This is a genomic window from Streptomyces sp. AC512_CC834 (genome assembly GCF_019049325.1).
In the GTDB taxonomy this organism is placed as follows: domain Bacteria; phylum Actinomycetota; class Actinomycetes; order Streptomycetales; family Streptomycetaceae; genus Streptomyces.
The window spans coordinates 352,231-373,489 of record NZ_JAGMUO010000065.1; the positions used below are offsets into that span (position 1 = coordinate 352,231).

Annotated in this window: 17 protein-coding genes; 6 read left to right on the forward strand and 11 right to left on the reverse strand. The window is 72.1% G+C overall.

What is annotated here, in order from left to right; genetic code table 11:
• Positions 1-286 precede the first annotated feature (286 nt).
• Together sigK and KUM40_RS23735 are read left to right on the forward strand one after the other, a co-directional pair.
• A complete protein-coding gene (gene sigK / locus KUM40_RS23730; RefSeq protein WP_217168115.1) occupies positions 287-898 on the forward strand; it encodes an ECF RNA polymerase sigma factor SigK in 612 nt (203 codons plus the stop codon).
• A complete protein-coding gene (locus KUM40_RS23735) occupies positions 895-1,641 on the forward strand; it encodes an anti-sigma factor domain-containing protein (RefSeq protein ID WP_217168116.1) in 747 nt (248 codons plus the stop codon). Before sigK ends, KUM40_RS23735 begins: the two co-directional genes overlap by 4 nt.
• A 38-nt stretch (positions 1,642-1,679) precedes the next feature.
• Here KUM40_RS23735 and sbnA read toward each other — a convergent pair whose 3' ends face one another.
• From sbnA to KUM40_RS23760, 5 genes are read right to left on the reverse strand one after another with little or no spacing between them, the layout of a single operon-like run.
• Positions 1,680-2,669: a 2,3-diaminopropionate biosynthesis protein SbnA gene (gene sbnA, locus KUM40_RS23740; protein WP_217168117.1), complete on the reverse strand. Its 990-nt coding sequence runs from the start codon at positions 2,667-2,669 to the stop codon at positions 1,680-1,682.
• A gap of 46 nt (positions 2,670-2,715) precedes the next feature.
• The gene (gene sbnB, locus KUM40_RS23745; RefSeq protein ID WP_217168118.1) at positions 2,716-3,813 is read right to left on the reverse strand and encodes a 2,3-diaminopropionate biosynthesis protein SbnB; all 1,098 of its coding nucleotides are present in this window, start codon (positions 3,811-3,813) and stop codon (positions 2,716-2,718) included.
• The gene (locus tag KUM40_RS23750; protein WP_374227420.1) at positions 3,810-4,868 is read right to left on the reverse strand and encodes a TauD/TfdA family dioxygenase; all 1,059 of its coding nucleotides are present in this window, start codon (positions 4,866-4,868) and stop codon (positions 3,810-3,812) included. The genes sbnB and KUM40_RS23750 overlap by 4 nt, the downstream gene beginning before the upstream one ends.
• Positions 4,869-4,880: 12 nt before the next feature.
• Complete coding sequence (locus KUM40_RS23755; protein ID WP_217168120.1) at positions 4,881-7,388, reverse strand: amino acid adenylation domain-containing protein; 2,508 nt, start codon at positions 7,386-7,388, stop codon at positions 4,881-4,883.
• The gene (locus tag KUM40_RS23760) at positions 7,388-9,949 is read right to left on the reverse strand and encodes a Pls/PosA family non-ribosomal peptide synthetase (RefSeq protein WP_217168121.1); all 2,562 of its coding nucleotides are present in this window, start codon (positions 9,947-9,949) and stop codon (positions 7,388-7,390) included. Before KUM40_RS23760 ends, KUM40_RS23755 begins: the two co-directional genes overlap by 1 nt.
• A gap of 292 nt (positions 9,950-10,241) precedes the next feature.
• Here KUM40_RS23760 and KUM40_RS23765 point away from each other — a divergent pair, with 292 nt between their 5' ends.
• Positions 10,242-10,838, forward strand: a complete 597-nt coding sequence (locus tag KUM40_RS23765) for a hypothetical protein (RefSeq protein WP_217168122.1) — start codon at positions 10,242-10,244, stop codon at positions 10,836-10,838.
• A gap of 79 nt (positions 10,839-10,917) precedes the next feature.
• Here KUM40_RS23765 and KUM40_RS23770 read toward each other — a convergent pair whose 3' ends face one another.
• Both KUM40_RS23770 and KUM40_RS23775 read right to left on the reverse strand, forming a co-directional pair.
• On the reverse strand, positions 10,918-12,597 hold the full coding sequence (locus KUM40_RS23770; protein WP_217168123.1) for a molybdopterin-dependent oxidoreductase: 1,680 nt from the start codon (positions 12,595-12,597) through the stop codon (positions 10,918-10,920).
• Between the two features lie 61 nt (positions 12,598-12,658).
• Positions 12,659-14,233 (reverse strand): alpha/beta hydrolase, encoded by a 1,575-nt coding sequence (locus KUM40_RS23775; RefSeq protein ID WP_217168124.1) that lies wholly within the window; start codon positions 14,231-14,233, stop codon positions 12,659-12,661.
• A gap of 83 nt (positions 14,234-14,316) precedes the next feature.
• Between KUM40_RS23775 and KUM40_RS23780 the strand changes: the two genes are divergently transcribed.
• A complete protein-coding gene (locus KUM40_RS23780; RefSeq protein WP_217168125.1) occupies positions 14,317-15,384 on the forward strand; it encodes a MerR family transcriptional regulator in 1,068 nt (355 codons plus the stop codon).
• On the opposite strand, the gene KUM40_RS23785 is transcribed toward KUM40_RS23780, so the two are convergent.
• The 4 genes from KUM40_RS23785 to KUM40_RS23800 all read right to left on the reverse strand — a co-directional run bounded on the left by KUM40_RS23785 (position 15,303) and on the right by KUM40_RS23800 (position 19,457).
• Positions 15,303-15,569 carry a hypothetical protein gene (locus KUM40_RS23785; RefSeq protein ID WP_217168126.1) on the reverse strand — a complete coding sequence of 89 codons (267 nt, stop codon included), beginning with the start codon at positions 15,567-15,569 and terminating at the stop codon, positions 15,303-15,305. The genes KUM40_RS23780 and KUM40_RS23785 overlap by 82 nt on opposite strands.
• Before the next feature lie 57 nt (positions 15,570-15,626).
• Positions 15,627-16,643, reverse strand: coding sequence for a phosphotransferase (locus KUM40_RS23790; RefSeq protein ID WP_217168127.1), 1,017 nt, complete (start codon positions 16,641-16,643; stop codon positions 15,627-15,629).
• A gap of 111 nt (positions 16,644-16,754) precedes the next feature.
• Positions 16,755-18,977: a catalase/peroxidase HPI gene (gene katG, locus KUM40_RS23795; protein WP_217168128.1), complete on the reverse strand. Its 2,223-nt coding sequence runs from the start codon at positions 18,975-18,977 to the stop codon at positions 16,755-16,757.
• A 24-nt stretch (positions 18,978-19,001) separates the two neighbouring features.
• Entirely contained in the window at positions 19,002-19,457 is a 456-nt protein-coding gene (locus KUM40_RS23800) for a Fur family transcriptional regulator (RefSeq protein WP_217168129.1), read from the reverse strand.
• 181 nt (positions 19,458-19,638) lie between these two features.
• Between KUM40_RS23800 and KUM40_RS23805 the strand changes: the two genes are divergently transcribed.
• On the forward strand, positions 19,639-20,739 hold the full coding sequence (locus tag KUM40_RS23805; RefSeq protein WP_217168130.1) for a DUF475 domain-containing protein: 1,101 nt from the start codon (positions 19,639-19,641) through the stop codon (positions 20,737-20,739).
• A gap of 82 nt (positions 20,740-20,821) precedes the next feature.
• Positions 20,822-21,244, forward strand: a complete 423-nt coding sequence (locus KUM40_RS23810) for a DUF350 domain-containing protein (protein ID WP_217168131.1) — start codon at positions 20,822-20,824, stop codon at positions 21,242-21,244.
• Positions 21,245-21,259: the final 15 nt, after the last annotated feature.

The window sequence follows — 21,259 nt, forward strand, 5'->3', positions numbered from 1 at the left end:
GCGATCACGTCCTTCCTCACGGCCCACCCGGAGGTGGACGGCTTCGGGGCGGTGCCCGGAACGGGGCCCGGGCGGCCGCTTGTACGGGGAATCCGGAGCGCGCGAGTGGCCGGATTGGTCGCAGGGCGGCCCGGTTCGGACGATCCGCATCCGCCGGGACCGCGGCTACGAACAACCAGTGAGGGTCCGTCCCGCCGCTCGCTCACCCGGTCTCACGCGGACGGCTCCTGACCACGTGCGCTCCGCGCCGAGAGCGACCAGTGTCGAGCAGAGCCGAGGAGCGACGATGGATCACTCAAGCGCCGCGGACACGGAGAGCGACGCGGCACCGGGCCCGGGGCGGTCCCCCCGTGATGCCCGGGTGGACCGACTGCTCACCCGTGCCGCCGCCGGGGACGAGCAGGCGTTCGCCGGTGTCTACGACGCCCTGGCGTCGCCGGTCATGGGGCTGGCCTGCCGGGTGCTGAGGGACGAGGCGCAGGCGGAGGAGGTGACCCAGGACGTGATGGTGGAGGTGTGGCGTACCGCCGACCGCTTCCGCCCGGAGCGGGGCGGCGCCCGGAACTGGGTGCTCACCCTCGCGCACCGTCGGGCCGTGGACCGCGTGCGGTCCGTCTCCGCGGGCCGGGCCCGCGAGCTGCGCACCGGGGTCCGGGACCAGGACCGGCCCTTCGACTCGGTCGCCGAAGAGGTCGAGGAGCGGGAGGAGCAGCGCGTGGTCTTCCGCTGCCTGGCCGAACTGTCCGGGCAACTGCGGCTGCCCCTGGTGCTGGCCTACTACGAGGGACTGACGTACGCGGAGGTGGCCGATTCGCTGGCCGTTCCGGCGGGCACCGTCAAGTCGCGGATGCGTCAGGGGCTGCGGCGCCTGCGCGAGTGTCTGGAGACGGGATCATGAAGGTGGGCGACGACGCACACATCGATGTCGGTGCCTATGTGCTGCACGCTCTGCCGCCCGACGAGGAGGCCGCCTTCGAGAACCATCTGGCGAGCTGCGCGGACTGCCGGCGCGAGGCCGACGAACTGACCGGGACGGCGAGCCTGCTGGGCGCGGCCGAAGCCCGTACGCCGTCCCCGGAGCTGCGTCACCGGGTGCTCGGCCAGATCTCGGCCGTGCGGCAGGAACGCCCGGAGCATCCGGAGCCCTCGAAGCGTCACCGGCGGCGCCGGCGGGCTCTGAGGCTGGCGCTGGCCGCTTCACTGGCGGCCGCGGCGGCCCTCGGCGGCGTCGCCTGGTGGCAGCACACCGAGGCCGACAGCGCCCAGGAGGAGGCCACCGACGCCCATTCCGGCGCCGAGGCGCTCGCCGATGTGCTGGCCGCGCCGGACGCCACGATCAGCACCGCGGAGCTTACGCACGGCGCGACGGCGAGCGTGATCGCCTCACGGACCCGGGGCCGGGCCGCGTTCGTCGCGTCGGACCTGCCGCCGCTCACCGACGGCCAGGTCTACGAACTCTGGTATGCGCGGGCGGGAACGTTTCGCCCGGCCGGCCTGCTGTCCGGCACGGGCGGCCGTCAGGCGTACGTCCTCGACGGGCCGCTCGAAGGGGCCACCGCCGTGGGCATCACCGTGGAACCCGCCGGCGGGTCGCAGCAGCCCACGACCGACCCGCTCGGCCTCGTCTCCGTCCCCGTGTGAAGCGCGGGGACTCAGACGCCGACAGGAGACGCCGACGGCTACGACGCCGAAACCCCACGGCGGGGCGGCCCCTGCGGCGCGAGCGCCTCGTCGCCGTAGACGCCCTGTACCCAGTTGGTCTGGTAGACGGTGTCGAGGTAGCGCTCGCCGAGATCCGGGGCGATCGCCACGGGGGTCAGCCCACGGGTGTCGTGCCGGGCCAGCCAGCTCGTCGCGCCGCTGACCACGGTGCCGGTGGACCCGCCGAAGAGGAAGCCGCGCCTCGCCAGGCTGCGGCAGGTGCGGATGGTGTCGGTCTCCTCGACGCGCACCACCTCGTCCACGTACTCCTCGTCGAGGAGCGGCGGCCGGACGCTCATGCCCAGTCCCGGGATCATCCGGCGGCCCGGCGGGTCGCCGAAGATGGCGGAGCCGACGCTGTCCACCGCGACGATCCGCACCGGGCGGTGCCAGGAGCGGAACCAGCGGGCGCATCCCATCAGCGTGCCGGTGGTGCCGACACCGATGAACAGCACGTCCAGTCGCGGGAACCGGCGGGCGATGGCCGGAGCAGTCCTGAAGTAGTGGGCCTTCCAGTTGTCGTCATTGGTGTACTGGCTCAGCCAGACGTGGCGGTCGTCCGAGGCGCACAGGCCGCGCACGTACGCCAGCCGGGCGCCCAGCAGGCCCCCGGCGGCGCCTTCGTCGGAGACGACGTGCACCTGGCTGCCCAGGGCCTCCATCATCAGCCGGGTGGTCAGGTTGCAGCGGGAGTCGGTCACGCAGACGAACCGGTGGCCCTTGCTCGCCGCGATCATGCTCAGGGCGACGCCGAGGTTGCCGGAGGAGGACTCCACCAGGATCGAATCCCGCTTCAGGGTGCCGCTCCGCTCGGCGGACTCCACCATCTCGGTCGCGGCCTTCAGTTTGATCGAACCGGCGAAGTTGAAGCCCTCGCACTTGAGGAAGAGCCGGTGCCCGGACATGGACGCGAGGTCGACGTACAGGTCCTCCTCGTTGAAGGCCTGGGGAACGGATATGACTGGCACGATGGTCTCCTCGGGTGGGAGCGGAACGGTGGACGGCGGGCCGTCCTCAGCCGTGGCGCCGCAGTTCGTGGAAGAAGTCGTCGATGACACGCAGTTCACCGGACCGGGCCACCTCGTCGTAGACGAACTTGCCGACGGCGAGGTCGAGGACGCCCAGACCGAACGGCGAGAAGACCACCGGCCGGTCGGCCGGCACCGTCACCCGGCCCGCCGTCACGTCGTCGAGCGTGCCGAGCAGGAAGTCACGGCCGCCGGTGAGGCGTTCGGTGAGGTGCGGTGAGGTGTCGGCCCGCAGGCAGTGGTCGATGTCGTCGACGACGTTGGTGGCGGACAGCAGCACCTCGGGCGCCAGGTCGCGCAGGGACACGTGCAGCACCACCGGGTTGTGGCGGAACCAGGACGGGTCGTCGATGTGCGGCCGGTCGGCGACCGTGGCGAAGACGATCAGGTCGCTGTTGCGGACCAGTTCCTCGGCACTGTGGTGCACGGTGACGCGGCCGACGGCTCCGGACTGCTCCAGGTACATTCGGAAGCCGGCCGCGCTTTCGGCGGACACGTCGTGCACGCCGATGGCGTCGAACGACCAGCCGGTGCCTTCGAGATAGGTGTGGATGTATCGGGCGATCAGGCCCGCCCCGACGAAGCCCAGCCGGGCGGGGCGCGTTCGTCCCCGGCTGAGTCGGTCGGCCGCCGACGCGGCGGACGCGGCGGTCCTGGCGGCGCTGACGATCGAACTCTCCATGCAGACGAAGGGGTAGCCCGTGACGTGGTCGTTGAGGACGAGCACGGCCGACGCCCTCGGGATGTCCGACGCGACGTTGGTGGGGAAGCTGGAGATCCACTTCACGCCGTCCACGCCGTCCACGCCGTTCTCGCCGTTCTCGCCGTTCTCGCCGCCGAGGGACGCGGGAAGGGCGATGATCCGCGACCTCGGCCGGTCGGTGAAGCGCAGGAAGCAGGACGGCGGGTTGACCGAGCGACCGGCGCCGTGCAGACGGTAGGTCTCCTCGACCACCTCGACGACGGTCTTCTCCCGCCCCTGGAGCACGTCCTTGACCTGGCTGCCCGGGATGACGGCGAAGGGCGGCACGGTCGGAGCGCCGGCGCGGGCGGTCTCGGCCGTGGCGGGCCGTACGGTGGTCATGTCGCTGCCCTCCCGGCGAAGTGCGGGCGTACCGGATCGCCCATCGCCACCAGCACCTCGCGCGGTCCCTCGTACGCCTCCCGGCTGTGCGCGGTGCGGATGTTGTCGACGACCATCAGGTCACCGGCGGACCAGGGCCGGCGTACGGTGTGCGCTTCATAGGCCTTGTTGATCTGCTCGACGGCGTCCCGGGGCACCGGGTCGCCGTTGCCGTAACGGGTGTTGAAGGGCAGGCCGTCGGCGCCGTACTCCTCGACGAGGAACTCGCGCACCTCCGGGGCCATGGTCCACTCGTTGAGGAACGCGATCTGGTTGAACCAGCAGCGCAGGCCGGATGCGGAGTGGCGCACCACGGCGGGGCGGTGCTGCCGGGTGCGCAGCGAACCGTCCGGCTGCCAGGACCAGTCGATGGCGCCCGCGCGGCAGTACGCTTCGACGGCACCGCGGTCCTCGGTGCCGAACGACTGGATCAGCGTGGCGCCGATCTCGTCGTGGTAGCTGCGGGTGAGCAGCCAGCCCTCCCGCTCGAAACGCTCGGCGAGTTCGGCGGGCAGCGACCGCAGTACGGCGGCGGAGTCGGCCACGGCGGTGGCGCCTCCCGCGGTGGGCGGCCGGAGGCAGGCGAACAGCAGCAGGCCCGGACACCGCGTCGCGTAGCTCAACTCGTGATGCATGCACATGGGTTGGTTCGGCGGCCAGACCGACGACGAGTAGACGCCCTCCGCGTGGACGTCGCGGGCAGCGAACGCCTCCCGTTCGGTCGCGGGGCGGTCGGCCAGTCCGTGGAGGACCGCCTCGACGTCGGCCGGGGTGCGCAGACCGAGGCCGTGGACCGTGAGCGCGCCGTGCTCGGTGGCGAAGTCGAGCAGCGTGTCCCGGTGCTCGGCGACCCAGGTCGCCGGGTCGGGGGCGCCCCGGGCCTCGATGACCAAAGGGCCGTCGGTGTCCGGTGATGCGGGGTTCCCGGTGGGCGCGGCCCATGCGTCGGGTGCGGCCCACGCGGCGGGTGCGTCGGGTGCGGCGGGTGCCGCGTGCTTGCGGAACAGTGCGGACAGCATGGCTTCTCCTCAAGAGGTGTCGTCTTCGGGGCCCGGCCGGGACGCGGTGGCGCCCGTGTCGGTGCGGGTGTCGAGCAGGCGGGCCAGATCGGCGAGTGCCGAGTGGCGGGTGAGGTCGCGCGGGCAGACCACCCGGTCCAGACAGACCGCGAGCCGTACGGCCGACAGGGAGGTGCCGCCCAGGGCGAAGAAGTCGTCGCCCCGGCCGATCCGTTCGAGCGGCACGCCCAGTACCGCCGCCCATGCCGCCGCGAGCCGCCGCTCGGTCGCGGTGCGCGGGGTCCTGTGGTCGTCCTCGGCCGTGCCGAGTTCGTCGGCGAGTGCGTCGGCGAGTGCGGTCAGCGCCTTCTTGTCGGTCTTGCCGTTGGCCGTCAGCGGCAGGTGTTCCAACTGCCGGAAGGAAGCCGGAACCATGTAGTCGGGCAGCAGGTCTCCGAGGCGTTCGCGCAGGCGGTCGGGGGTCAGGGTTGCGCCGCTCGTGCAGAAGGCGGCCAGTTGCCTGCGGTGACCCTCCGCACCGGTCACCACGACCGCGCCGTCGCGGACGCCGGGCAGCCGCAGCAGCGCGTTCTCGATCTCGCCGAGCTCGATTCGGAACCCGCGGATCTTGACCTGCGCGTCCTCGCGGCCGAGGAACTCCAGCTTCCCGTCCGGCAGCCAGCGGCCGAAGTCGCCGCTCCGGTACAGCCGTTGGCCCGGCCGGTGCGGGTCTGTCCGGTAGGCGAGCTGGGTGCGTTCGGGATCGTTGACGTAGCCGCGACCGACGCAGACGCCGGAGAAGACGATGGCACCGGGGGCGCCGAGCGGCACGGGTTCGAGATGGTCGTCGACGACGTAGACGTGCACGTTCTGCACGGGGTGACCGAGCGGGACCCGATCGGCGGCCGGCATCTCGTCCATCACCTCGTGGTTGGTGTCGTCGGACGTCTCGGTCAGTCCGTAGGCGTTGACCAGCCGGACGCCGGGCCCGCCCTCGAACCACCGCTGGACGAGCTCCGCCTTCAGCGCCTCACCGGTGACCGACACGCAGCGCAGGTCCGGCAGATCACGCGGGCCGCGTTCCAGTGCGGTCAGGAGGACGTCGAGGTACGAGGGCACGAGCTGGAGGACGTTGACCCGGCCCTCGGCGATCGTGTCGAGGAACCGGTCGGCGTCGAGGACGGCGTCCTGGTCGACCAGCAGGGTCCGCCCGCCGGTCAGCAGGCCGGCGAGCAACTGCCACAGGGAGATGTCGAAGCACTGCGACGCGGTCTGCGCCACGGCCGTCCCTTCGCCGATGCCCAGGTCGGCGATCTTGGCTTGGAGGTGGTTGAGCAGGCCCGCGTGCTCGCACATGGCACCCTTGGGCTCTCCGGTGGAGCCGGACGTGAAGAACACGTACGCGAGCCGGTCCGCCGGTATGCGCAGTCCGACGCGCGTGCCGTCGCCGGCCTGTTCGGCGAGGTCGGGAACGCAGAGCTTGTGGATGCCGGGCAGGGAGGTGAGGGCCCGGTCCAGGCCGGCCGTGCTGCCGGGCTCGGTGAGTACGAGGGAGCAGCCGGCGCGGGTGAGCATCGCGGTCACGCGTCCGGGCGGGTACTGCGGGTCGACGGGCAGGTAGGCGCCGCCGGCCTTGAGAACGGCGAGCACGGCGGCCGTCCAGTTCAGGTCGCGCTCGGTCACCACGGCGACCGTGTCCTCGGGCCGCAGTCCTTCCGCGAGCAGGGCGCGGGCCAGCCGGTTGGCCCGTACGTCGAGTTCCCGGTACGTCCACTGCCTGTCGCGGTGCACGGCCGCGACGGCGTCGGGGTGCCTGCGCACGCGCTCCTCGAACAGTTCGTGGACGCGGCGGTCCGGCAGTTCTCGGGACGGTCCGGCGAGTCCGTCGAGCTGATGGCGGATCTCCTCGGGGGACAGCAGGCTGCGCCGGTCGTGCGGCGCGTCCGGGTCGGCGGCGATCTGTTCGAGCGCGGCCAGGTGGTACCCGCCGATCCGGGCGGCGCAGTCGGCGTCCAGGACATCGGTCCGGTAGCGCAGGCGCAGGACACGCCCGCCGTCCTCCTCCCCCACCGTGACTTCGAGGACGGTGCCGTCCGCGAGGGGGGTCGGCTCATGTCCGGTCGGGTGGAACACGACCTCCGGACCGCGCGCTTGTGGTGCGGTCGTCGGGCGTGCGGGCGTCGGCGCCTGCCGGGCCGCCGCGACGATCAGTCGGCGCCACGCGCCGGGGCCGACCGTCACTTCCCAGGGCAGTGGCCCGGTACCGGCGCCGGACAGGTGGCCGATGCGGACGGCGGGGTCACCGGAGAGCAGGGCGAGCACCTTCGCGTGCGCGGCCAGGAGGGTCGCGGTGAGCGGCACGCCGAGTTCGCCGGCCCGCCGGTGCAGCGCCGCGGTCAGTCCGCCGGGGAGCCTGACGAGGTGCTCCGCGGTGCCGGGCACGGGTGCGAGGGTCCAGCGCGGTACGGTCGTGCGGCCGCCCTCGGTTTCCGGTGTCCCGGCTCCCGGGGCGTGTCCGCGGGTCACAGCCGTCGCCATCACAGTCCACCTCCATCGCCGTCGTTGCCGTCGATGCCGTCGTTGCCGTCGGATACGGGGCGGGCGGGATTCCCCGTCCAGCGAGCGTGTTCGGGGACGGTCTCGCCCTTCATCAGGAAGACGTCCGCCGCCAGGACGGCCCCGTCGCCGACCGTCACGCCGTAGTGCACGAGCGCGCCGACTCCGAGGGTGCAGCCCGCGCCGATCGCGCTGCGGTCCGACTTGAACGTGCCGTCCTCCTGCGAGTGGCACTGCACGGCACTTCCCGCGTTGAGCGTGCAGCCGTCGCCGATGGTGACCATCGGACGTTCGGTCAGGCTGCACCCGTCGTCGAACACCCGGGCTCCGACACGGACACCGAGGAGCCGCCACACGCCGGTCTTGAACGGTGTGCCGTTGAGGACCTGGACGTACGTCTCCGACGGGACCTTCCAGTACCGCTCACGGAGCCAGAAGCGGCGGTCGTAGATCGAGCAGAACAGCGGTCCGGGGGCATGGCGGACCGTGACGGCCCGCTCCACCGCGACGAAGTACAGCAGGCCGAACGGCAGCAGGACCGCGTTGGCGAGCGCGATCGTCATCGTTCCCCACTGCGGGTACAGGCTCGCCGCGCACGCGAAGAGCACGGTGACGCAGAAGAAGAACAGCCAGCCCGTGCACAGGTGCCAGATCATCGTCAAGGCGTTGTGGCGGTTCTTGGCCGCCAGGCGGCGGCGCAGTCCGTCGCCCTCCCGCAGTGCGTCGAACGTGCTGTCCCGCGCCACCGACCGAGGGATCTCGAAGGAGGGGGAGCCGAGCAGTCCGACGTCGTGCCGCAACGGCCCGTCGACGGGGATCATCACCTTCGTCGCCAGAAGGCAGTTGTCACCGGTCCTGCCGCCCGGAGGGTAGGCGATCCGGTTGCCCAGGAAGTTGTGTGCGCCCAGCGAGGTCCGGGACAGGCGGAAGGAGGTGCTGGAGTACTCGGCGTTCATCAGCGACAGGCCGTCGGCGACCATGGTGCCGGTGCCGACCGTGCTGACGAAGGGACTCTCGTGCTTGACCCGGGTGCCGAAGTTCGAACCGGTCTGCTCCACCCGGCAGAGGTCGTACCCGATCCAGCGCAGGTAGTGCACGATGCACGTGCTGTCGCCGAACAGCCGCGTGAGCGAAGCCCGGTTGCTGATCAGCAGGGTCGCCCGGTGCAGGGCGTGGTGGAGCCCGAAGAGCGGGTACGTCCGGCCCGGAGTGACGCATCGGCTCAGCAGGCGCGGAACGGTGCCGACGAGTACGAGGGCGACGAGCATCGCGCCGAAGAAGGCCACGGCCGTGATGACCAGTACGTCGATGTACAGCGCCCAGGCGCCCGGCGTCGCCCGTCCCTGGTTCAGCACCGTGGAGCCGTCCAGGATCGGGGAGAGCAGCACGTCCAGGCAGCCCACCGCGAGCGGTATGTGGACCAGCAGTGTGGTGAGCAGCAGGAGGGTGCCGTTGACCGCTCTGCGTACGGTGCCGCAGCGGGCGGGCTCCACCGGCTGGAAGTCGGCGCCGGTGGGCTGGGCCGGTGAGCCGTGCCAGTGCTCGCCGTCCGGGACCGTTTGGCCGGGGTGCAGGGAGGACGCGTGGCCGAGTTGGGAGCCTTCGCCGAGGGCGGTGCCGATGTCCAGCACCGTCGCCTCGCTGACGACCGCGTTCCGGCCCAGGGCGACCGGTCCCGTCTCGATCACCCCGTCGTGGGCGTGGTAACAGTTGACCAGGGAGTCCTTGCGGACGACGGCGCCGTCGCCGATCGTCAGCAGGTCGGCGCAGACGGGCACACTGCGCGAGAGGATCGTCACTCCTCGTCCGATCCGCGCGCCGAGCGCTCTGAGGTAGAGCGGGTAGAGGGGCGAACCCGCGAACAGCACAAGGGGGCTCGACCGGATCAGCGCCTTGACCAGCCAGAAGCGGACGTAGGCGAGGCTCCAGACGCGAAACCGCCGCGGTGTCCACCGGCCGATCAACAGCCACTTCGCGATCACCGGCAGGGCGCACAGGACCACGAGCAGCACGGCGCCGAAGGTCGCGGCCCGCAGGTAGGCGTCGAGCAGGCCGGTACCGGCGGAAATCCAGTCGTAGCCGCGCGCGCCGACGAAGGCGAGGAGCAGGGCGTAGCCGAGGTAGCTCAGCAGTTGCAGGGCGCCGCAGAGCACGTAGTGGGGGCGGCCCGTAGGCGCAGGCGCCCGCTTCTCGGGGTTCTCCCGCGGGATCGTCCGGGGCGCGGGAGCGGGCGACGGTGTCTCCGCGAAGGCCGCCGCCAGCGCGCCGACGGTCGGATGCCGGTAGATGCCGCGCATGGACACCGACGGCAGGTCCGGCCGCTTCCTGATCCGCGCGCAGAAGTGCGCCATGACGAGGGAATCGGCACCCAGATCGTTGAAGAAGTGGCTGTCCAGTGGCACCTCGTCGACGTGGGCGACGTCCGCGAGGAGCTGGGCGAGAGGCTCGGCCATGCCGGGGGCGGGGGGTTCCGCGAGTACGTCGTGGTGGTGAGGGGTGGTCTCGAGGCAGGTGTTCCGCACCTCGAGTTGCTGTCCCGTCATGAGGACTCCCTGGGCTGCTGCCGGTCGAACGTCCTGCTGTCCTGACAGGGATTCGTCGCCGGAGAGCCGAGGTATGAGGAGACCGCGCGACTTCTTGCCTGGTGAACGACCGTCTCACCAGGTGGCCGCCGCGTTCGGGGCCGCCGCCTCGTTCACGGTGGTACTCCCGAAGCTGAAGATGTGACACAACACGGTCGAATCGAGCGCTGGACGGTGGCAACAATCGGTCCGTCTTCGGGCGGAGTGCGCTCACGCCTATGATGTCCACAACGGCTGAGGATGAGAGGAACACATGGTCTCGGGAACTCGTGCGGCGCACAATGTTGAGATCACCGCAGAGAGCCTTCAGGAGGACCTGGCCCGCCTTGAGGCCCAGAAGCAGGCACTGGAGCGGGAATTGGCGGCGGTCGTGGCCCACCTCGGCTCCGTCCAGCGGGCCCTGAGTGCCCTCGAGGTCCTGATGCTCGGCCCCGCTGTCACCAACGCCCCGGAACGCGCTGCCGCCGCGCCCGCCGACGCCGGGCCCGGGGCCGCGGGGTCCCCGAAGGCGCAGGGCGACGCCTCCGCCGAGTCCGCCGGTGCCGGCCCCCGGGCGAAGTCCCGCGCGGAGCAGCCCAGGCGCCGGCAGGCGACGGCGAAGCGGACCTCCCGCGCACCTCGTGCGGAGGAGCAGCAGCAGCGGAACTACGGCAGGCTCACCGAGCAGATCCTCGAGTACTTCGCCAGTGTCGGCGAGGCGGATGTGCGCGCCCGCGACGTCGCGGCGGCGCTGGGCCGCGACGGCGACAGCGGGAGCATCAACGCCGTGCGCAGCACGCTCGACCGGCTCGTCGGCAGCTCCCGCATCCGTCGGGCGGGACGGGGCCTCTACCGCGCCCAGCAGTCCTGACGACAGGCTCGGGAACTTGTTCCGCACTGCTGTCACGGCGATCGTGTCTCACAGTGTCGGAACACTGTGCACACTGTCGTCAGTCCACCGTCACCACGACGGAGTGCCAACCACTCGCGCCGTCGGGAACGGTGGGGGTGCGCTTCTCGGTCTGCACCTCGCCCGTCCGGTCGGTCGCCCGCACGGTGAGGGTGCGGCTGCCCTTGGTGGCCTGCCAGGCGTAGGACCACTGGCGCCATGTGTCGCGTGAGTCCTCGGCGGCGAGGGTGGCCTCCTGCCAGGGGCCGTCGTCCACGCGGACCTCGACCTTCTCGATGCCTCGGTGCTGGGCCCAGGCGACACCGGCGATCATCACCGTGCCCGCCTTCGGACGGGCGAAGGGCTTCGGCGTGTCGATCCGGGACTGGGTCTTGATCGGGGCCTCGCGGGCCCAGTCCCGTTTGACCCAGTAGGAGTCGTAGGCGTCGAAGGTGGTCAGCTCGAGGTCCTCGATCCACTTGCAGGCCGAGACATAGCCGTAGAGACCGGGCACGAGCATGCGGACGGGGAACCCGTGGTCGAAGGGCAGGGGTTGGCCGTTCATGCCGACGGCGAGCATCGCGTCGCGGCCGTCCATGACGTCCTCGACGGGGCTTCCGATGGTCATGCCGTCCACGGAGCGGGCCACGAGCTGATCCGCCGGGCCGCCCGCGGACGGCGGCCGGACGCCGCACTCCTCGAGCAGGTCGGCCAACCGGACGCCGATCCAGCGGGCGTTGCCGACGTAGGGGCCGCCGACCTCGTTGGACACGCAGGTGAGGGTGATGTCGCGCTCGATCAGCTTCCGCCGCAGCAGGTCGTCGAAGGTCAGGGTCTTCTCCCGGGTGACCCCGTCGCCGTGGAGGCGCAGCCGCCAGGTGGTGGCGTCCACCTTGGGGACGACCAGTGCGGTGTCGACCCGGTAGAAGTCGCTGTTGGGGGTGACGAAGGAGCTGATCCCGTCCACCCGGACCTGTGCGCGCCTGGGCACCGCCGGGGCGCGTGAGGCGGGTGGTGGCAGGCTGACGTTCTTGCGGGAGGCGACCGCTTCCCGGCCGTGCGCACCGTTCAGGGCCCGGCCCAGGGCGCCGGCCCCGGCCGAGGCGGCGGCAGCGGCGCTCGCCGCGATCACGAAGCGGCGCCGGTCCCAGCCCTCGTCCCGGCCCGCATCCCAGCCCTCGTCCCGGTCCTCGTCCCGGCCCGCATCCCAGCCCTCGTCCCGGTCCTCGCCCGGTGTTGCCGCCGCCGGTGACCGGTCCCGGCGCGGTGCCGGGAGGAGGCCGACGAGGACGTACAGGAGCGCGGCGCCGGCGACCGCCCCGAGGACCGAGGGGAGGGCGTCCGTGACGCCGGTGGAATCGGGCCTGCCGAGGGCCGCTGCCGCGCCGACGACGCCGAAGACCAGGACGCCCGCGGCGCCGGTGCGCCGGTGGCGGACGGCGAGCGTGCCGAGGGCCAGGGCCAACAACGCCAGCACGGCGAGGATGCCGAGCTGGAGCACGAGCTTGTCGTTGGTGCCGAAGTTGCGGATCGCCCAGTCCTTCACGGCGGTCGGCGTACGGTCGATGGCGGCTCCTCCGACCGCGACGACCGGGCCGGCCTGTGGGCGTACCGCCGCCGCCACCAGCTCGGCGACGGCGAGCGCGGCGCCGCCGGCCAGGAGACCGCTCAGTGCGCCCAGCGCGAGGCGGGCCCATGTCCTGGCCGACGGTTTGCGTGGGGTCTTGTCTTCGTCGCTCACGTCGGTAATCCGGGGCCGGGCGGCGCGCGGATTGGTGACCGGCGCGCCCGGCCGCACGGCGTCAGGGGGCCTCGTCCGGGCCGGTGAGTGCGAGCACCGTACGCATGGCACGGCGCACCGCGGCGCGCCACTCGTCGGTCCGGTCGATCGTCTCGAAGGCGTGGTGGCCGTGCGGCACGTCGATCACCTCCACGTCCGCCCCGCAGTCCTTGGCCGCGGTCAGGAACTCCTCGACAGTCGCGGCGATCTCGGGCATCTCCAGTCCCACCCGGGTGAGTACGACGGGCAGGGCGCCCGCGCCGGCCACCGCGCGCGCCGGGCGGAACCGGGTGCCGGACAGTCCCCAGTTCGGCAGTGGGGCGAGGATCGGGTACGTCGCCGCCAGGCAGCGCAGCCACGCCGGGGGTGTGTCCAGCCAGTCGGCGGCGAGCAGGCCGCCGCCCGAGAAGAACCACAGCGCGATCCGGTCGGCGTCCACCCGGGGGTCCGCCCGGACCAGTTCCACGGCGGCGGCCACGTCGGCGGCGGCCCGCGGATAGTCGGTCAGGTCGTGCAGGCGGTGGTCCAGGACCACGCCCACCGCCCCGCCCTCGGCCGCGAGGCGGGCGTACCCCGTCAGGGTCGGCCAGTCCCGCGGGGTCGGCCGGGCGTCGGCGGGGACCGGGCCGCCGTGCACGAACACCACCGCCGGTCGCGGCTCCTCGGCGTCCGGCAGGTGGAGATCGACGGTCCCGTGCCGCTCCCGGGGGACTTCGGGGACGTCCAGCAGGAACGGCCCGAGGTGTGCGGGCGGTGCCGTGGCGTCGACGGGCTCCAGCCGGTGTCCCTCGCCGGCCGCGGCTCGCAGCAGTACGTCCGTGAGCTCGGCGGGGCAGGACAGCATCGGCCAGTGTCCGGTGGGGAGTTCGAAGAAGGTCACCCGGGGGTCGGTCAGGGCCCGCAGCGCGGGGTCGCCGAGGCCCACCAGCATCTGGACCATCTCGATGCTCGAGCCGTTGCCCGTGCACAGCACGCCGGTGGTGGGCACCGAGTCCACGGCGCCGGTCAGGCGCAGCGGCTGGAGCAGGGTGCCCAGCGGCTGCGGGGCGGCGAGGGCGGTGAGCCGGTCGAGGGCCGTGCCGGGAACGCCCGCGGTGCTGCCCCAGCGCGGCCACTCGTCGTGGGCCGGGGGTGGCAACACCCCGTCGGACGCCTCGTCCGCGTCCCCGTTCGTGTCCCCGCCTGCGTCCCCGTCCGTCGCTTCCCACCCGGCGTACTTCTCGCGCAAGGGCTGGTCGGGCAGGGCGGCCAGGGCCGGGACGCCGTTCCGCGGCAGGCCGGAGTCCAGGTGGACGACCCTGTCGACGCGCCGCGCACGCCGGTCGGCGGCTCCGATCGCCGGGTGGATGCCGTAGTCGTGGCCGACCAGCACGATCCGCTGGTCCGCCGCCGTGTCGAGCGCGTCGATCGCCGCGAGTACGTCCGCGATGTGTGTCTCCAGGTCGATGCCGCCGGTCCCCGTCGCCGCGCGCGGTCCGTCGAGCCCGGTGAGGGCGACGCTGTGCGCCTGCGCACCGGCAGCGGTCAGGCGCGCGGCCGTCTCCTGCCACACGTGTGTGCCGGTGAACATGCCCGACACCAGGATGAACGCGGTCATGGTCTCTCCTCCGTACATGGTCCGGGCCGGTCACCGGCCCGCTCTCGCCGGTACGGTAGAAACTCCCCCTGAGGGAGGTTCAAGTGTTCACGTCGTACGACGGTCTGTGCGGCATCGGGGAACTGGCCGAGCGGGCGGGTGTCACGGTCAAGACCGTCCGCTTCTACTCCGATCGCGGTCTGCTGCCGGAGGTCTCCCGCAGCGCCGGCGGGCACCGCAGGTACGGTCCCGAGGCGCTCGACCGGCTGCGTCTGATCCGCTCCCTGCGCGCTCTCGACCTGTCCGTGCCCGAGGTACGGCGCGTTCTCGAGGACGAGGACGCAGACGCGGACGCGGACGCGACCGGCGGCGGGGGTGGCGGGAGCGGCGTGCTGGAGTCGGCGGTGGCGGGGCGGCTGCGCGAGCTCGGCTCCGAACTGCGGGCGTTGCGCTGGCGGGAGGCCGCGCTGCGGCTGGTGCAGGAGTGTCCGCCCGGGGAACGGGCGGGCCGGCTTCGGCTCATCGGTGCCGTGCCCCTGCCGCCCAGCACGGACCCACTGGTCCGGTTCTGGCGCGGCTGGCTGCCCGCGCGGATGCCGGCCCGGTCGGCCGGAGCGTTCCTGGACGTGGCGGTTCCGCTGCCGCCCGACGATCCCGCCCCTTCCCAGGTCCTCGCCTTCGCCAGGCTGAACGCCCTCACACTCGCCCCGTGCCGCCCCGGCACGGCCCAGCCCCAGCCCGAGGCGCACCGGGCCGCCGGGGCCCGGGGGGCGGCCGTGCTGTACGCCGGGCTGGCGGAGGCGTACGAGCTGGCCGGTGTGCACCTGCGCCGGGACCGGGATCCGCACCCGGGTGAGGCACTGGACGGTTTCGTGGCGGCGTACACGGGCGCGTACGGGGTCCGGGACACCCCGGACTTCCGGCGCCGGCTGGCCGGGCAGCTCGCCGCCGACCCCCGGCTGGACGGCTACTGGGAGCTGGTCGCCGAGGTGCTGACGGTGCCGGGCGGGCGGCCGGAGCCGACCCCCGGGTCCGCGCACGACTGGCTGCTCGCGGCGCTGGTCGACGAGACGGGGGCGCCCGGGTGGGATCAGGGCACGTCGCCCCGCCAGTCGAAGCGGCGCGGATCACCCGGCCTCGGACCGTACGCGCAGCGGCCGCCCGGGCCGTAGCGGCCTATCTCCGTCGCCAGTGACACCCCGCGGGCGCGCTCGTGTTCCGTGAGGTCCGTGACGTCCAGGAGCAGACCGTCCAGGGGGCCGCCCACCAGATGCGCGTAGACGCGTCCGGCACGCGGCCCGGGGTTGTCGTGGTCGGCGCCGTAGACCCTGCCCCGCATGAACTCCACCTCATCCATGACCAAAAGCCTCGCATCCGCCACTGACAACGGCCCGCGCGCCGGGACGAGGCGCCTCTAGAGCGGTGGGTCGTCCAGCAGTTCCAGCAGGCAGCGCGCGCCTGCAGCGGCCACGGCCGTGGCCGCGCCGGCGGTGCCGACGGTGCCGGTCGCGGTGAGGAAGAGCCTGCCGTAGGCGGCGGCGCGGCTCAGGGCGCTGAGCCGCCAGGCGAGGCGCACCGCGCGTCGCAGTTCCGCCGTCGTCCGGCCGTCGCCGGTCCACGGCTCCAGGTAGGCGTCGCGCAGGCGTGGCAGTACGTGGGGTCCGTACCGGTCGAGGGCCCGGCGGGCGGGGACCGGCAGGCTGCAGAAGGGGTGGGAGACGACGGCGTCACCCCAGTCGAAGAAGGTGAACCTGCCAGGACCGGGGTGGAAAAGCTGGCCGTCGTGCAGGTCCGCGTGGTCGAGGGTGTCCGGGACGCCCACGGCCGCGAGTTCGGCGCACCAGTCCAGGAGGCGGGGGCGGAGTTCCCCGAGTCTCCTTCGTTCCTCCGGCCGCAGCGGGGTGTCGTCGAGCCGGTCGAAGACGCCGGGCAGTGCGGTGGCGGGCACGGCGGGAACGCCCAGCCGTTGGATCTCGGGTGCGCGCGCGGTCAGGGCGTGCTGCATGGCCGCGTACTGGCGCAGGAGTTCTTCCCACGCACCGGGTCCGACCGTCTCCCGTGCGAGTACCTCCCGGAAGAGCGGCCCTCCGTCGGGCAGCAGCGACCAGCCGCGGCCGGTGTCCACCGCCAGCGGCTCCAGTACGTGCCGGGGGACCCAGCGGGCCAGTGCCGCGGTCAGCGCGCCCTCGAAGGCGCTGGCCGGCGGGTTGGCCTTGAACCAGACCGGGTCGCGTCCCTCGACGCACAGCCGCAGCAGGACGGACCACGGCCGCAGCCGCACCCGCCACTCCCCCGTCGGCCGCAGGCCCCGTGCGGTCAGCCCGGCCTCGACCCAGCCGAGGACGGCGGTCCGCCAGACGTCGTCGTCCCAGGGGGTCACCGCGTCCGGGTAGCGGCCACGGTCCACGACGGCGGGCACATCACTGAGCATCACGCCATCCCAGCATCGTGCGCCATGCGTGGCCACCGGATTTCGTCCCCTCCGGCCACCGGATCGTCCCCTCCGGACCGGCCGGTGCCGGCCGGTCCGGAGGTCGCCGGCTCAGGCCAGGTCGAAGCGGTCGAGGTTCATGACCTTGACCCAGGCGGCGACGAAGTCGTGCACGAACTTCTCCTTCGCGTCGTCGCTCGCGTAGACCTCGGCGAGCGCCCGCAGCTCGGAGTTGGAGCCGAAGACCAGGTCGGCGCGGCTGCCCGCCCACTTGACCTCGCCCGTGGCGGCGTCGCGGCCCTCGAACGTGGTCTGGTCCTCGGACGTCGACTTCCACGTGGTGCCCAGGTCGAGCAGGTTGACGAAGAAGTCGTTGGTCAGCACCCCGGGCGTCCTGGTGAACGCACCGAGCTGGGACTGCTGGTGGCCCGCGCCCAGCACCCGCAGGCCGCCGACCAGGACGGTCGTCTCGGGCGCGCTCAGGGTGAGCAGGTTCGCCCGGTCGAGCAGCAGGAACTCGGCCGGCAGGCGGTTGCCCTTGCCGTGGTAGTTGCGGAACCCGTCGGCGGTCGGCTCCAGCGCCTCGAACGACTCGGCGTCGGTGTGCTCCTCCGTCGCGTCCACGCGGCCCGCGGCGAAGGGGACCTCCACCTGGAAGCCCGCTTCCTTGGCAGCCTTCTCGACGGCGGCCGAGCCGCCGAGGACGATCAGGTCGGCCAGGGAGACCTTCTTGGCGCCCGCGCCGGAGTTGAACTCCTGCTGGACGCCCTCCAGGACCCGCAGGACCTGCGCCAGCTCGTCGGGCTCGTTGACCTCCCAGCCGCGCTGCGGCTGCAGGCGGACACGCGCGCCGTTGGCGCCGCCGCGCTTGTCGCTGCCGCGGAAGGTGAACGCCGAGGCCCACGCGGTGGAGACGAGCTGGGAGACGGACAGGCCGGACTCGAGGAGCTTGGTCTTGAGGGTCGCGACGTCCTCGGTGTCGATGCCCTCGCCCTCGGGCTCGGGCAGCGGGTCCTGCCAGACCAGGGTCTCCTCGGGGACCTCCGGGCCGAGGTACAGCGACTTCGGGCCCATGTCACGGTGGGTCAGCTTGTACCAGGCGCGGGCGAAGGCGTCGGCGAACTCCTCGGGGTTCTCGTAGAACCGTCGGGAGATCGGCCCGTAGACCGGGTCGAGGCGCAGCGACAGGTCGGTGGTGAGCATCCTCGGGCGGTGCTTCTTCGACGAGTCGTGCGCGTCCGGAACGATCTCCGGGGCGTCCTTCGCCACCCACTGGTTGGCGCCGGCCGGGCTCTGCTCCAGCTCGTACTCGAACTCGAAGAGGTTCTTGAAGAAGCCCTCGCTCCACCGGGTCGGGGTCGTCGTCCAGGTGACCTCCAGGCCGGAGGTGATGGCGTCCCCGCCCCTGCCCGTGCCGTGCGTGCTCTTCCAGCCCAGGCCCTGCTGCTCCATGGAGGCGGCCTCGGGGTCGTCGCCGACGGCGTCGGCGGGGCCCGCGCCGTGGGTCTTGCCGAAGGTGTGACCGCCGGCGATCAGCGCGACGGTCTCCTCGTCGTTCATCGCCATGCGGCGGAACGTCTCACGGATGTCGCGGGCGGCGGCGATCGGGTCCGGGTTGCCGCCCGGACCCTCCGGGTTGACGTAGATGAGGCCCATCTGGACCGCGCCGAGCGGGTTCTCCAGCTCGCGGTCGCCGGTGTAGCGCCGGTCGTCGAGCCAGGTGGTCTCGGGGCCCCAGTAGACGTCCTCCTCGGCCTCCCAGACGTCCGCGCGGCCACCGGCGAAGCCGAAGGTCTCGAAGCCCATCGTCTCCAGGGCGACGTTGCCGGTGAGGACCAGCAGGTCGGCCCAGGAGATGTTCTGGCCGTACTTCTTCTTGACCGGCCACAGCAGACGGCGGGCCTTGTCGAGGTTGCCGTTGTCCGGCCAACTGTTGAGAGGGGCGAAGCGCTGCTGTCCGGCGCCCGCGCCGCCGCGGCCGTCGCTGATGCGGTAGGTGCCCGCGCTGTGCCAGGCCATCCGGATCATCAGCGGGCCGTAGTTGCCGAAGTCGGCGGGCCACCAGTCCTGCGAGGTGGTCAGCACCTCGGCGATGTCCCGTTTCACGGCGGGCAGGTCGAGGGCCTCGAAGGCCGCGGCGTAGTCGAACTCCTCACCCAGCGGGTTGGCGACCGCGGGGTTCTTGGCGAGGATCTTCAGGTTGAGCCGCTCCGGCCACCACTGACGGTTTCCGCCACCCTGGGTGGGGTGCGGGGCGCGTCCGTGGGCGACCGGGCAGCCACCCGTCTCCTCGGTTTTCGCGTCGGTCACGATGGCATCGTGGTTCTCGGACATGGGAATCCTTCCGAACGGGGCGGATCAAGGTGCTGGGGAACTGCCGGGGGTGGAGCAGTCGGGGCACAGGCCCCGGTAGATGACCTCGGCCTCGTCTATCGAGAAGCCGTGGTTGTCGGACGCGGTCAGGCAGGGCGCCTCGCCGACGGCGCAGTCGACGTCGGCGAGAGCACCGCAGGACCGGCACAGGACGTGGTGGTGGTTGTCCCCCACCCGTCCCTCGAAGCGCGCCGGGCTGCCGGGCGGTTCGATACGGCGCACGAGGCGTGCCGCGGTGAGCGCGTGCAGGGCCTCGTACACGGCCTGGAGGGAGACGTGCCCGACGCGTCGGCGCACCCCGGAGGCGAGGGCGTCGGCGTCGAGGTGGTCGCCCTCCCGGACGGTCTCGAGCAGCGCGACACGGGCTGCCGTCACACGCAGCCCCGCCTGACGCAGCTCTGCGGCGGTGGCCGGGTTCCGGACGTTCCGGGATGCCGTCATGGCGGCGAACCTACTCCCTGTGGCACGAACCACTCAAGGAAACGAACGATTCCAGTCTTGACCGCCGTCCGGAACACGCCCTGCGGGGCGGGGACGGACGACCGTGGTAGACAACATGCGTGGCGGGCACCGGCGCGGGAAGCCGGATCCCGCACGGTGCGACGACAGGAATGAGTGACCGGTGCTGCTGAAGACGTTCCGCTGGGCTTTCGCCGTCACCGCCCTCGGCCTGGCCGCGGGCGTGCTGTACGACGGCTGGACCGCCCTCGGCATCGTGGCGATCCTCTCCGTCCTGGAGATCTCGCTGTCCTTCGACAACGCCGTGATCAACGCCGGGATCCTGAAGAAGATGAGCGCCTTCTGGCAGAAGATCTTCCTCACCGTCGGCATCGTGATCGCCGTTTTCGGGATGCGGCTGGTGTTCCCGGTCGTGATCGTGGCGGTCAGTGCCCGGCTGAGTCCCTGGAGCGCGGTGCACCTCGCGCTCACCGACAAGGACCGGTATCAGGAGCTGGTGACGGACGCCCATCCGTCGATCGCCGCGTTCGGTGGCATGTTCCTCATGATGATCTTCCTCGACTTCGTCTTCGAGGACCGGGAGATCAAGTGGCTGGGGTGGCTGGAGCGTCCGCTGGCCAAACTCGGCAGGGTCGACATGCTGTCGGTCTGCATCGCCCTGATCGTGCTGCTGGTCTCCTCCGTCACCTTCGCCGCCCACGCCCACCAGCACGGCGGCACACACGCCGACAAGGCGGAGACGGTCCTGCTGGCGGGCATCGGCGGCCTGATCACCTACATGGTCGTGGGCGGCCTCTCCGGCTTCTTCGAGCAGCGGCTCGAGCACGAGGAGGAGCGCGAACACGAGGCGGAGCAGGAGGCGGAACGCTCGGGGCGGGCCGGATCGCCCGTCAAACTGGCGGGCAAGGCCGCGTTCTTCATGTTCCTGTACCTGGAGGTCCTGGACGCGTCCTTCTCCTTCGACGGTGTCATCGGCGCCTTCGCCATCACCAACGACATCGTGCTGATGGCCCTCGGCCTCGGCATCGGCGCCATGTACGTCCGGTCGCTGACCGTCTATCTGGTCCGCCAGGGCACCCTCGACGACTACGTCTACCTGGAGCACGGCGCCCACTACGCCATCGGCGCCCTGTCGGTCATCCTGCTGGTCACCATCCAGTACCAGATCAGCGAGATCATCACCGGCCTCGTCGGTGTCGTCCTGATCGGCGCCTCCTTCTGGTCCTCGGTGCGCCGCAACCGCGCACTGCGGACCGCTGCTTGAGAGTCCGGCCGGGTGCGCTAGATTTTGCAGCGCCTTGACCACGATCATCCGTGATCCCTCACGCTACGGAGCCGGCAACGCCATGAGCGACATCGTCAACGGACTCGGCCGGGCCGCCGCCTACGGCGGCCTGGGTCTGGTCCTCCTGGTCCTCGGTATCGTCCTCGTGGACGTGCTGACTCCCGGAAAGCTCGGCCGGCAGATCTGGGAGCAGCGCAACCGCAACGCCGCCATGGTGCTGAGCTCCGCGCTGCTCGGCATCGGCGGCATCGTCTTCACCTCCATATGGACGACGTACGAGGACTTCGGCAAGGGCCTGGTGTCCACGGCGGTGTTCGGGCTGCTGGGGCTCGTGATGATGGCGGTGGCCTTCCTGGTGGTCGACCTGATCACCCCGGGGCGGCTGGGCGAGACGCTGGTGGAGCAGGAGCCGCACCCGGCCGTGTGGGTGACGGCGTCCTGCAATCTCGCGGTCTCCGCCGTCATCTCGGCCTCCATCGCCTGACGCCGCTCACCCGCC

Coding starts and splice junctions, on each gene's coding strand:
- sigK (WP_217168115.1), top strand. CDS start 287: ATGGATCACTCAAGCGCCGCGGACACGGAGAGCGACGCGGCACCGGGC.
- KUM40_RS23735 (WP_217168116.1), top strand. CDS start 895: ATGAAGGTGGGCGACGACGCACACATCGATGTCGGTGCCTATGTGCTG.
- sbnB (WP_217168118.1), bottom strand. CDS start 3,813: ATGACCACCGTACGGCCCGCCACGGCCGAGACCGCCCGCGCCGGCGCT.
- KUM40_RS23755 (WP_217168120.1), bottom strand. CDS start 7,388: ATGGCGACGGCTGTGACCCGCGGACACGCCCCGGGAGCCGGGACACCG.
- KUM40_RS23760 (WP_217168121.1), bottom strand. CDS start 9,949: ATGACGGGACAGCAACTCGAGGTGCGGAACACCTGCCTCGAGACCACC.
- KUM40_RS23765 (WP_217168122.1), top strand. CDS start 10,242: ATGGTCTCGGGAACTCGTGCGGCGCACAATGTTGAGATCACCGCAGAG.
- KUM40_RS23775 (WP_217168124.1), bottom strand. CDS start 14,233: ATGACCGCGTTCATCCTGGTGTCGGGCATGTTCACCGGCACACACGTG.
- KUM40_RS23785 (WP_217168126.1), bottom strand. CDS start 15,569: ATGGATGAGGTGGAGTTCATGCGGGGCAGGGTCTACGGCGCCGACCAC.
- KUM40_RS23790 (WP_217168127.1), bottom strand. CDS start 16,643: ATGCTCAGTGATGTGCCCGCCGTCGTGGACCGTGGCCGCTACCCGGAC.
- katG (WP_217168128.1), bottom strand. CDS start 18,977: ATGTCCGAGAACCACGATGCCATCGTGACCGACGCGAAAACCGAGGAG.
- KUM40_RS23800 (WP_217168129.1), bottom strand. CDS start 19,457: ATGACGGCATCCCGGAACGTCCGGAACCCGGCCACCGCCGCAGAGCTG.
- KUM40_RS23810 (WP_217168131.1), top strand. CDS start 20,822: ATGAGCGACATCGTCAACGGACTCGGCCGGGCCGCCGCCTACGGCGGC.